Source organism: Wolbachia endosymbiont (group A) of Phasia obesa, assembly GCF_964028125.1.
In the GTDB taxonomy this organism is placed as follows: domain Bacteria; phylum Pseudomonadota; class Alphaproteobacteria; order Rickettsiales; family Anaplasmataceae; genus Wolbachia; species Wolbachia pipientis.
In genome coordinates this window covers 20933-33197 of the sequence record NZ_OZ034764.1, presented here as the reverse complement: position 1 = coordinate 33197, position 12265 = coordinate 20933, and the positions used below count along the sequence as shown (strand labels likewise).

Here is a 12265-nt window from a genome sequence, read left to right as displayed (position 1 = left end):
CACATATACAAAGATAGGGTAACATTTGATTAACGCCCTTTTACTATGTCATTACCTTGTTCAAACTTTCTGATTAATTCGCTTACATTGACATTAGATAATTTTTTACCTGCAGATTTGTCATTATGTGAAGCATCAGGTTTACGAAGGTCTTCCTTACTGTTACTCCTAGTAATATTACATCTAACAATGTTTGAATTATTAGACTTATCGCTTACATCTGAAATATTGCTTTTTTCACTACATGAAGACGAATTACTCGACATATTGCCTAAGCTAAAGAGCTTTTTACCTTGATAGATTGGATTCCAATCAAGTGGATTATAAGTTTTTTTGCTAGTCTCAACCTTTTGGTTATTTTGCTGTTTAGGAGAAAAACCAAGTTTTTCTCTTTCTTTCTTGCTTAGCGTTTTGAGAAATTTTACGGTTTCTAATTCATCAGTTGCTTGTACTTTATGTAAATCAAAGCTTTTTTGATGGTTATCCTGCTTAACATTTTCCATCATTTTATCTTTTATTGTTCTATCCTCATCATCAGAAGTGCTGCTACTAATATCACTGATACCACTATCCCCTGAATTGCGGCGTTGTTTGTTAGGAGTGCTATGAATGTTGTCTTCCATGAGTTTTTGCATTGTTGGGCCAAATGTTCTTCCAAGATTGCTACTCACTGTTTCATTACTATCATTTGCTTGAGAATGAGGTACATTTCGCTCAAAAATTGCTTTTATTCCAGCAAATTTAGCTTGGGAAGATTTCGGAGGAACAGGTGGGGCAACCATGCCTTTTGAGTTAATCTTTCCTTCATTTTGAGGAAAAATTTTTGGATTATTTTTTTCTACTGTAGTATTCATTTTTTTACCTCTAAACCTATTAACTAATAAAAGTATAAACTTAGAGGTATTAATTTTGTAATAACAATGCTAATAGATTACCGCAGTTTCAATAAGCATCACCAGAGGATTCTCTATATAATGCTTAAAGGCATTTAAAAACTTTGCTCCGAGTGCCCCATCAACTGCTCTATGGTCAACAGAGAGCGTTACTGTCATTATTTCTGCTGTTTCTATTTTCTCATTCATAACAATTGGTTGTTTTTTAGATGCACCAACTGCCATAATGCAAGATTGCGGCGGATTGATTATAGCACTGAAGGCTTTTATACCAAACATCCCTAAGTTGGAGATAGTAAACCCTCCTCCTTGAAACTCTTCAGGTTTCAATTTTCCAGATCTTGCTCTGCTTACTAAATCTTTCACTTCTTTTGATATAGATAAAATACCCTTTTTATCAGCATTTTTTACTATAGGAGTAATTAGCCCATCTTCAAGTGCCACAGCGATTGAGATATCTACATTCGAGTATTTAAGTATTTTATTATCTATCCACGAAGAATTTATATCAGGAAATTTTTTCATGCTAAAAGCCACAGCTTTGATAATTAAGTCATTGATTGTTACTTTATTGTTTTCATCTGCTGAGTTAATCTCGTTTTTTAACGATATTAACTTATCAACCTGGCAGTCTACAGTTAAATAAAAATGTGGAACATTCTGTTTGGATTCAGTCAGGCGCTGTGCTATCACTTGGCGTATGTTGCTTACTTCAACTATCTCAGGACTTTCAGTATGTATACCACTGCCTAAAAACTCCAACACATCAGCCTTAATTATGCGACCGTATGGTCCTGTACCTTTTAATTGCTGCACATTAACCCCTTCATTTTGAGCTATTTTCTTAGCTAATGGGCTTATTTTTATTCTACCTTCTGTTGTCTTAGTATCTTCTTCTTTTCTAGATCCCAGTGTCAAGCACTGGGATGACATTGAGAGGTTGGATTCCAGCGTCACGCGCTGGAATGACACCGAAGAATGACTTATTGGCTTTCCGTTTAAATCTTGGTGTTCTGATTTTTGATTATCAACAGCACATTTTGTCACTTCCTTTTTAACTGCACTATTGATGGAAGTTGAGGTATAGTTGTTAAGTGCATTTTCATCCTCCCCTTCTTCCAGCATTAAAGCTATTGGTTGATTTACAGGCACGCCACTTGTTCCTTCTGTTACTAAAATTTTTGCTACAACTCCTTCATCTACAGATTCAAACTCCATTATGGCTTTATCAGTCTCTATCTCAGCAATTACGTCGCCTACTTCAACTTTGTCTTGTTCTTTTTTATGCCACTTTACAATTTTTCCTCCAGTTTTGCTCATTGTCGGTGAAAGAGCAGGCATTAATATTTCTATAGGCATTGATTTTGCATTTAAAGATCTATTCAATTTTTAATTTACTCTTTATCTTATGTCAACCTAATCGTGAATTATGATGAATAAGTCTGTTACACTATCCCTCACGTTATCCCAGTGCGTGACACTGGGATCTTGGTTCAGTACTATTATCCTATTGTTTTTATTATTTAGCCATAGCTTGTTTGCTAACAACTTTGTTTCAACCAAATCAAATAAGATCAACATGAGAACGGGGCCAGGGTTTCACTATCCTGTAAAATGGATATACACTTGCAAAAATCTGCCCCTGAAAGTGATAGAAGAGTTTGAGAGTTGGAAAAAGGTCTGCGATATAGATGAAGACTGCGGATGGATAAAAGGCAATCTTCTTAGTGATAAGCGCTACGCGATTGTAAAAGAAGATACTTATGGATATCAAAAACAGAGTGTAGACAGCAAGATTACTATAAAAATAGACAAATTTGTTGTAATGAAAATAGAAAAGTGTAACGAAGAGTGGTGTTTTCTTTCTACCCCAAAACGCAAAGCATGGGTACAAAAAAAACATATATATGGGGTTGATTAGGTTGACAAAAGATCTGAATTAACACTAGTTTCTAGGCCTTCTGTAGCATGCTCTTCATGTGAAGCAGAGGATGGCACTGACTTCTTCATGCTCTGGAGACTGTACAGGGCTATCACAGAAACTCCTTAACATCTCCTCAGCGGATGAATCTAAAATTTGTACAATAGACTTTTCACTTTGTTCTCTTAGCGATTGATCCACTCTAGAAATCAACTCAGAAAACTCGCTACCTGATTTTTCAGCTTCACTTTTTATTTTACTTTCTATGCTTGCAATATTACCTTGTTCAATTTCTTCTTTTGTTATGTTGAACGAATTTGCAGCATCTTGATATCCAATCTTGCAATTTCCACAACCAATTATGCAAAAAGCAATGGAATTAGATATTTCGCTTGCAGCCCACTTATGTATAGCGTAAGCCAAATAATTGTCATGGTATTTAATGCTAAATTGTTGTTCTATTAGCTCAGAAATTTTATTCTTTAGAGACATAAAGTACCCTCCTTACATTCGTTATACCTTTTTGTTAAGATACAGCAATTACACCATTTACTACATGCTTTACTTTAATTAATTATTAAAACGAGAGCATAATTTTCAGAGTTATATCTTTTTACCTTAACAATTCTTTTTTGAGTTCCTCTTCAATCATCTTAGTTAAACTCGTGTCAAACTCACTCCTCGAAAAATCCCTAACCTCCCCGGGATCATATCGATTTCCTATCATTTTTTCAATAGCATCATTTATTATGTTTATGTCAAATCCCTTTATAATAGGCGTTACCTTCACCTGCCCTGCAGAGCCTTTACCATAAATTCTTTTGCTTTTATCAATGCAACCACCTGCACCAGGTTTACTGCTTCCAAAACCCTTGCTACACTTTACTGTTTCATGCTTGATTTCACCATTTTCTATATATATTATTTTATTATCTTCAGTAACCCGCAATCCTGTTGTTGTGGTTTTTTCTTTTAATTTTACACTATCATCAATTATTGGTTCGGTATAATCCTTATACTCATATATTTTATAGATGCCTCCGCCTCCCATAGTGATTAAATCCTTGCACTCTTGTTTACCTAAACGACACTTTCTTATAAAAATAGGACCCCCATCCTTATCTGTATATTCCTTTTCCCTGTTACCTCCTCCCTGTTCAACTTTAATGTTAATTATAGGATAATCAAGATCAATTTCCAATTCAGCTTTAATATAATCTCCTGGCATTCCTACTCTACTTTCAGTGGAATTAGGTGTGTAAGTGTAAGGTGTATCTTTTATGTGACCTGCTTCACCACATCCCCACACTTCTATTTCAACACGGCTAGATGTTATTTGTGAGCCATCCACATCATAATCTCCACTTCCAAAAACATGGGACTTTTCGCTCTTTTTTTCCGGTTCTTGTTTCTCTTTTTCCAGTTGTTTCTCGATTATCTCTTTTAACTTCTCTTTGAGACCTTCTAAATCGAACCTACACAATTTATCAGCGTAAAAGACCTCCGTTCTGTTTGCTTTAATTGGTGCTTCTTGTTGTGTGACAACGCCATTTGTATTTTGTGAAATCTTTGTATAAAAAGGTTGAGTGTTTTCTTTGTCTACATATCGTGTTGAACGGCTGCATGTTCCAGTAAAGCAGATACAACCATCATCACCTTGATTACATTTTTCTCTATGCTCTACATCCGTCAATTTGTATACTACTTTCAGTCCTTTACTAGATTTAAATGTATCGTCTATCTCATCATTTCTTTTTACACAGTAACTGCATTCTCTCTTCTTCTGCTCATTTTCATCAGGGAAGAAAACATACCCTTGTTTATTGAATATTATTTTATCTAACTCACTCTGATCTTTGTTTAAGAGATCGGCTCTTTTATTTTCCTTGCTTGGAAGATAATAGAACTGATTTGATTCCTTGGAGTAAACAGCATTGTATTTAGTATATCTTGTTCCCATTAATTTTAGTGGTATTATTTTATTTTCTCTTTTAAGAACAAACTCCTCTGGTTCTGGCTGCCATCCAGAAAGACAAAGCATTTTACTGTTAGAATTTCCTTTATACTTTACTTCTATTTCCGGCTGCCCAGAGTTATTAAATTCACATTGAATAGATTTGTCTTTTAACTTTTTCTCAAAATCATTAAAACTATAAAAACTTCCGCCTTTAGAACATTTAATTTGCACATCAGGAACATAGCCATATTCTTTCAGAACTTTAAATTGTTGCGGATTACTTTCTAATATACCTTCTATAATATTATCAATATTACTATCAGTTGTTTTTGCTACTATTGCTGGTTTTACTACTTTTAAAGATAGGGGGCCAATGTTTATAGGATGGTTGAGGTCAGTATTAACATTAAAAGTACAGGAACCATTACTATAGGTTCCATGTGCTTTAGCACAAGTGCTCTCACTCATCTTCATTTCTACTTTCAATGTATTTTTATTTACTATCTCCACTATCTCAGGTTCTGGAGCAGGTGGTGCAGGAAAACAGCGGACGAACTGTGGATTTTGTTCATTTATACTTTGAGTTCCAAGGTATTCAGCACAGAGCTGGCCCTTTTTTCTATAGGTTTTGAAGTAATAGTGAGTATCCTTATCTGTAACAGTATATGAGTGATTTGGAATGTTCTCATTATTTGAAACAACGTGTGGAAAACCTAACTCTTTTCTTTCCTCCAGTCCGCTAATTATCACCCCAACTCTTGGATCGAAGTAATCATTATCTTCATTTGTTATAGGAACAATTCTAACTTGTGGAGGTGACATCGCAAGTTGTTCACAGAATGGAGGGGGGCTAGGTGCAAGTGGCACAGGAGCACATTTTACTGCCGTTTGGTAGCAGGTATCACAGACTTTTTCCATCTCCCCAGGACGGAAAATATTCTCACCCGAAAATACTCTAGAACCCCATGAAGAAATTCCTGACATACAAGCCCCTTTTTGACTGCAAGCACATATTTTAGGAGAGTTAGCGAATCTTCTTTTTTCCTCATCAGTAACACCGTCTGCCCATTCCCATTTAAGACCCCGAGCAATTTCTCCTCCAGCTTTTGTTTTATCTCCTTCCCAGTCGATAAAAGCTGCAGCAGAAACTCCAGCTCCTGTACCTTGCGTTCCATATATCTGGCGGCAGGATTCCCCACTTTGTAAGTCATAACAATAACTTTGTCCATCATAAGCACATACTCTAATTTTGGGATTAAAGTAACCATCAACTCCTTGATCTTTTATTGCTTGCACCTTAATTTCCTTTACCCAATCTCCACCAACTATTGCTTCCAACCAAGTATTACTTTCTACAAATGTTGGACAATCAGCATATCCTTGATACGAAAGACCAAGTATCAAAAAAAATATCAATAAGAAATTAAGCCTTACACTTCTCATAAAATACCGGTAACCACTCATTAACTTCTTCTCCTTTTTCCTTTATTGCCTCGTACATATACTTTATCGTCTCTTTGTTAGCTGAAAGTACATGTATTTCTTGCATATTCTTTAAATCTAAATTTAAAGTTACTAATCCTTTATACTGTTTTATCAAAAATAAACCTTCCTGCGTTGGCGTCTGCAGAATTATATTCAGCTCCTCTTTTGATAAAGAAAATGCTTTCATGTATAATCTATTTGCATTGACGTTCGGCATCAAGATTCTTGTATCAACATGTTTATCTAAATATTGAGTAAATTTGCTAGCAAATGCGAGATTTAAATTTTCAGTACTTAGGATTACTACAACATTTAGTTCCGTCATTCTTTGCATCCAGTTATCAAACTCTTTCTCTGTAGGAAAAATATTACTTATCTCCCATGCTTCATCCAAAACAAGTATTGCAGGCGAGCCATCACATTTTGCCTCAAAAGAATATAAAAAATAGTAAAGTATCACGGACATACATTCCTTTTGTTTTGTAAGGTTTGCGGTGTTGAGAGATATAATTTTTGTTTCCCAGTCAATATCTGATTCATTACCATCTTGAAATAAGTAAGCAAAGTCACCATCGTCACACCATCTACTTATCTTACCCCCAAGGAGCAAGAGCACCTCAGAAATTTGTGAAATAGAACGTGATTCCTTGGGTATAGCAAATATAGAATCCACAATTTTTCTTATCTTTTCTTCTACGTCCACCAAGCTCGTATCGGCTACCATTCTTCTGATCAGTTCAACCAACATATTGCGATTGGAAGCACTATCTTCAATGTTTAGTGGATTAAATTTTAGGCTTTTGTCCTTATATTTTGGATCGATTATGTAATATTTACCACTCACTGCTTTAGTAAAAATTATTGATTTTCCAGTGTTATCCAATATGACAATTCTTGGGTTAAACTTTCTTGATTCTGATAATAGAAAATTAATGAGTGAAGTTCTGCCTGAATTTGGAGCTCCGAGTATCGTAGTATGGCCATTATTTCTTTTTCCATGAAAATTAAAGAAGTAAGGATTTCCTTTTTTTGAGAAAAAAATCATTACCGCTTCTTTCCACCTTCTTCCTTTTAATGTACCTGACGTAAAATCGTGCAGCATAGCAAAGCTGCAAGCGTATTTTGTTAAGATATTTTTCGGTTGCGTAATAAAAGCAAAATTGCCTGGAAGTTGTGCCCAAAAATGACTTTCCATATGTAAATCAGTTCTAAACATCATGAAGCCAACTAATGACATTATAGAAGATAAATCACTAATACTTTCAGCTAACTTATTCCTATCATCTGCAAATATTGTAAAAATAATTTTCTGTTGGCAGAAGTCTATACTAGAGGTCTTTTCAAGCTCTATTATTTCTTCAATTCCTGAGCTTTTAAGTAAGGTATTATCCTCACTAATTTGCAGCATGTTGATTTGTTTTTTAAATTCTTTTATTGCTTTGTTATTACTAGTAAATATCATTATTTCTGTAATGATAAATTCAGATTCAAGCTGCAAGCATCTATCTATATTACCTAAAGAGATTTCCCGGTATTCTTTTATGCTGAAAATAGAGCCAAATTTCTGTTGATTTTCAAATATTGTTTGAAACGTATTGAAACCAAAAGCTATTTTAAAATTTCTAATATATTGCGACAGGTCCCTTTCATGTATTGGATAATCTTTGTGCGTTAATGTAACAATATAGTGGAGAAATTCTATCATTTCAGAATATATTTTACCTTCACTAAACCTTAGACTCAGTTTTTTAGCTCCAAAAGGTCCTAAATCATTTTGAATTACGTCAGTTATCTTTTGCAACTCCTGATGGCTTTCTTGTAAAGACAACTTATGCTTATTCTTTATTCTATTGAAAAAAAACGAATTATTAGTATGCTTGCCAAAATCGCTAAACAATATTACAATGTATAGTTCATTTATATACTGTAATTTACTATCAGTTAGTTTATTAAACCACGTTGAATGTAGGTTGTCAGAGAAGTCTTCAGTTTTATTCCATTTCAAGCTCAGTTTATTGCGCTTTCTAACGGTATGAATCCAAACGGTAAAACACAGGCTATTAATATTTTTTGATATGCTTTTTCTAATTTCAGTTCTGAGGTCGCTGTAGTTATCAACAGAAGAATAATCTTCTAACTTGATTATTTTTAACAATTCTCCCTGTTTTGTTAGTATGGTTTCTTCATCGTAATGACAAGCATAAGGAACAAAATCTAAATCAATGCTTTCTAGTAATGCTAAGTTGTTCTTTTTTTTAAGCTTAGAGTTAACTGTTGGTACTTTTAACTGCATATGCGTATTCAATAAAGATAATTAAAAAAGATAAAAATACTATCTTAATTTTTATCTTTTTTTTCGCTATCGGATTGTAATTTTATATCTTTTGCAAAGTTAAATTTTTCTTTTAAGTAGTCTGTTGCCTTTTCTGTACTACCGAACATCAGGACCAGTACACCAAACATTATCATAAAAAAGATTAGACCTCTGAACACTACTGCAAGTATCACTGCAGCTATACACAACCCTATGATTGTTGAAGGACTCATATTTTCTACAGTATCTTTAACTGAAAATGAAGAAATAAAATTTTTTACCGTTTCTTGTATACCCTTTAATTCATCACTCGCCGAACTTGCTTCGCTAGAATATGATGCAAAAATGAAACTTAATAAGGCTATAAAAACCAAAACTTTATTCAATTGAATGCGCATCAACTAAACACCTTTTAAACATTCCTCAAATATAACAACTTTTATATCAATAGGCAAGAACTGAATTCACTTATCCACTACAAGTAACACATATTTAATTTTTACCGCTGTGAACATGCTGTAAGCTCTTATCATCAACAAGAGGACTCACATTAATGGATGTTAATTTACTTGATAGGAAGTTTGAATGCAATTCAGCTACTGCTGCTATAGCAAGCACTGCAACCATAGCAAGTAGTCCTGCTCCTATCAATCCTGATGTCATTGCTCCTGCAACAATGCACCCTATTGTGGAGAGAGCACAACCTGCTACAAGTGCAACGTGAAGATTTCTGTTATTGGGTTGGTTTTTAAGTAGGATATCTTTCTTAACTTGATCTGGATTTGCTTGACCATCTGAGTTTTCATTTTCTTGCATTTTTGGCTCTTTTTTTACAGTCTGCTCTGGCTGCACTTGAGTCTCGTTTTCTTTTGGGGATTCCAAATTTGATTCTAATAACTCAGTTTTTTCTCCACCCTCTGGTTGTAAGCCATTATCTCCTTCAACAGAGCTCAATGTTGAGTTTAAACTTTCCTCAGATGAAGTGCTTGTTACTAAAGTTAAACTGCTCCTTCTGCTACTTACTGGTGATTTCAAACTTTCTTTACTCGTTCTAGGTGAGTCTATTCCACTATCTGAGTCATTGCCACTACTGAGTTTAGAAGTTTTCTTCTCCTCTATTTCTTTCACAACCTTGCTATATTTTTCAAACACTTCCTCTGCAACATCTGAATTACTAAGTATTTTATTATCACCACTTTTTTTCTCAGCTACATTCAAGGGTGTTTCTTGTGTGTTGTTTTGCTCTTCAATATGTTTTAGCTGCATTTGATCTTCAATATTTTCTTCAACAGCATTTGGTATTGAGCTTACACTGCTGCTCCTGTTAGTAATATCCAAAATTGTTTTTACTATTTTTCCTCTTATTGTTTGTGGTCTTTGTGATTGTTCTCTTTCATTGTTAAATACTGTAGGTACAGCTAGTTCTTCTGATTTTATTACTTCATCTTTCAATGCAGGAAGAAAGTTTTCGATATAATACTTATAATGTTTTTGATATTCCTCTTGTTTTTCTGGTGATTTTTCTAATTGTTCTCTCAGCGATTTTTCTAATTCAGTTAATACCTCAGGACTAGCTCCTTCCTTGAACAACTCTATGCATTTTTTGATAGTTCCATCTCCCTTTTGTGGGCTTCCATATTTATGATTTTCTTTTGTTACCTTTTTGTATATAGTGTCGTGCAATTGTTGGTTAATATCTTTTTTAGAACTTAGCATAGACTCCTCCATACATAACAAAATGTATAGATACCTCTTTAGCGTTAATTTTACATTAAAACTGGGCAATTATGCCATATTATAAATAATTGCGGCAACTTGCTTATTGGAAGGTCGCTTAACTATTTGCTTTCTGGGCTTTCTACTTCTACAGATTTGCTATTAATATGATTCTTTGCTTGTTGAACTAACATATTCACTACTTCTTTTACAGGCTTTTCCCTATCAACCATGCCAACACTTTGGCCAGCCATTAGAGATCCTGTTTCAACATCTCCATCAATTACTGCTCTTCTTAAAGCTCCAGCCCAGAATTTTTCTATTTCAAGCTGCCCATCTTCTTTTGAGATCTGGCCCTTTTGGTATTCATCAATAACTTCTTTTTGACGCTTCATGAAGTCATCACTTGCTTTGTTGGCTATAGCTCTTACAGGAATTACAGGAAAATCAGCACTTATCTGTACAGAAGGTATTGCATTACGTGCGGCCGATTTAATAAACACTTCCTTAAAATTTTTGTGGGCAATTGACTCATTAGTGCAGACAAATAATGTGCCTATTTGACAGCCACTTGCTCCCATTTCTAAGTAATTAACTATCACTTCGCCTCTGCCTATTCCACCTGCAACAAACACTGGTATTTGTTCATTTTTAAAATGAGGCAATATCTCTTGTGCAAGAACAGAAGTGCTCACTGGACCTATATGCCCACCTGCTTCCATTCCTTCTATTATTAATGCATCTACTCCCATTTTTACTAACCTTTTCGCAAGGCTTAATGCTGGTGCAAAGCACATAACTTTAATGCCTGCACCCTTGATTTTTTCTATATTAGGCTTTGTTGGCAGTCCACCGGCAAGCACTACATGGCTCACTTTCGTTTCAATACACACATCTATCAACTCACTCAACTTTGGGTGCATAGTAATTAGGTTTACACCAAATGGCTTGTTAGTTAATTTTTGTGTCTCTATGATTTCTTTTTCCAGTAAGTCTGGGAACATTGCACCACATGCAATCACACCAAAACCACCAGCGTTTGAGATTGCTGAGACCAAGTTTCTCTCTGAAACCCAGCTCATAGCACCACCCATTATAGCAAACTCACTGCCAAGAAAATCTGTTCCTTTTTTCCAGAGGCTACTTAACATATAACCTATATCATACGTTTAAAAATGTTTTGCTTATCTATAAATGTGTGCTTCAAAGCGCCAAGTATATGTAAGATTATAAAGAGTACCATAAAATATGCAAGCATCGAATGTAGCTCGTTAGCCGTGTTAGCTAGATCTTTGTTTTGATTAATCAACAAAGGGATATGGAAAAAATATTTGATCTGTTTGCCAGAAGCAGAAGACATGACATAGCCAGATAGTGGCATTAGCACCATTAAAGAATACAAACCAAAGTGCACTGCTTTACTTATATTGATTACAAACCGAGAAAAATTTGCTGGAAGTGGTGGAACATAAGTAAAGACGCGAAAAAATATGCGTACTATGATTAATCCAAGAATAGTGATACCGCAAGCCTTATGAATAGCGTATATGTTGAACTTAATTTCATTGCTAAGTGGTAAGCTTTTCATATAAAGTCCAGAGCAAAGCATACCGATAATAAAAACAGCCATCAACCAATGGATAACTCTTAAACCTAGGCTATATTTATTGTCTTCCATTTTGATTACTCTAAAGTAGCATTTATATAATAGAAAAACTATTTTTCAATCAAAATTATTAAAGCAATTTAGATTTACCAACAATGTAGCTATACAAATTCGACCCAGCCGGAAGTCAAGGGCACCTAAATCAAGAAACGGATTAAACGAAAAACTTACTTGACACCCTTCGCCAGCGCCCTTATCATGAAACTGAAGCTATTGTATTTGCTTTCGCCAATCTGCAGATTAAAAGGTAAGGATTACTTAATGTATCGGCGTCTTATGTTCAATTTTTTGCAGTATATAGATACTGTATGTC

General features: G+C 34.6%; 10 protein-coding genes. 1 reads left to right on the top strand and 9 read right to left on the bottom strand.

Translation table 11 applies throughout. The features are described 5' to 3' along the window. Positions 1–29: 29 nt before the first annotated feature. Complete coding sequence (locus tag ABWU29_RS00170; protein WP_015589426.1) at positions 30–854, bottom strand: hypothetical protein; 825 nt, start codon at positions 852–854, stop codon at positions 30–32. 69 nt (positions 855–923) lie between these two features. Continuing rightward, positions 924–2252 (bottom strand): pyruvate dehydrogenase complex dihydrolipoamide acetyltransferase, encoded by a 1329-nt coding sequence (locus ABWU29_RS00165; protein ID WP_141456686.1) that lies wholly within the window; start codon positions 2250–2252, stop codon positions 924–926. Positions 2253–2322: 70 nt separating this feature from the next. On the opposite strand from ABWU29_RS00165, the gene ABWU29_RS00160 reads away from it, so the two are divergent. Next, positions 2323–2814, top strand: coding sequence for an SH3 domain-containing protein (locus ABWU29_RS00160; protein ID WP_015589424.1), 492 nt, complete (start codon positions 2323–2325; stop codon positions 2812–2814). 54 nt (positions 2815–2868) lie between these two features. On the opposite strand, the gene ABWU29_RS00155 is transcribed toward ABWU29_RS00160, so the two are convergent. The 7 genes from ABWU29_RS00155 to ABWU29_RS00125 all read right to left on the bottom strand — a co-directional run bounded on the left by ABWU29_RS00155 (position 2869) and on the right by ABWU29_RS00125 (position 11964). After that, a complete protein-coding gene (locus ABWU29_RS00155) occupies positions 2869–3306 on the bottom strand; it encodes a hypothetical protein (protein WP_242049510.1) in 438 nt (145 codons plus the stop codon). Positions 3307–3427: 121 nt separating this feature from the next. Next, entirely contained in the window at positions 3428–6214 is a 2787-nt protein-coding gene (locus ABWU29_RS00150) for a hypothetical protein (protein WP_353280028.1), read from the bottom strand. Then, positions 6195–8549 carry a type VI secretion protein gene (locus ABWU29_RS00145; RefSeq protein WP_141456684.1) on the bottom strand — a complete coding sequence of 785 codons (2355 nt, stop codon included), beginning with the start codon at positions 8547–8549 and terminating at the stop codon, positions 6195–6197. Before ABWU29_RS00145 ends, ABWU29_RS00150 begins: the two co-directional genes overlap by 20 nt. 44 nt (positions 8550–8593) lie before the next feature. After that, positions 8594–8968 (bottom strand): hypothetical protein, encoded by a 375-nt coding sequence (locus ABWU29_RS00140; RefSeq protein WP_022626145.1) that lies wholly within the window; start codon positions 8966–8968, stop codon positions 8594–8596. Between the two features lie 94 nt (positions 8969–9062). After that, positions 9063–10286 (bottom strand): hypothetical protein, encoded by a 1224-nt coding sequence (locus tag ABWU29_RS00135; protein WP_015589419.1) that lies wholly within the window; start codon positions 10284–10286, stop codon positions 9063–9065. Positions 10287–10408: 122 nt separating this feature from the next. Continuing rightward, the gene (locus ABWU29_RS00130; RefSeq protein ID WP_353280025.1) at positions 10409–11437 is read right to left on the bottom strand and encodes an NAD(P)H-dependent flavin oxidoreductase; all 1029 of its coding nucleotides are present in this window, start codon (positions 11435–11437) and stop codon (positions 10409–10411) included. A 5-nt stretch (positions 11438–11442) separates the two neighbouring features. Then, positions 11443–11964 carry a cytochrome b gene (locus ABWU29_RS00125; protein ID WP_015589417.1) on the bottom strand — a complete coding sequence of 174 codons (522 nt, stop codon included), beginning with the start codon at positions 11962–11964 and terminating at the stop codon, positions 11443–11445. Between the last annotated feature and the right edge of the window lie 301 nt (positions 11965–12265).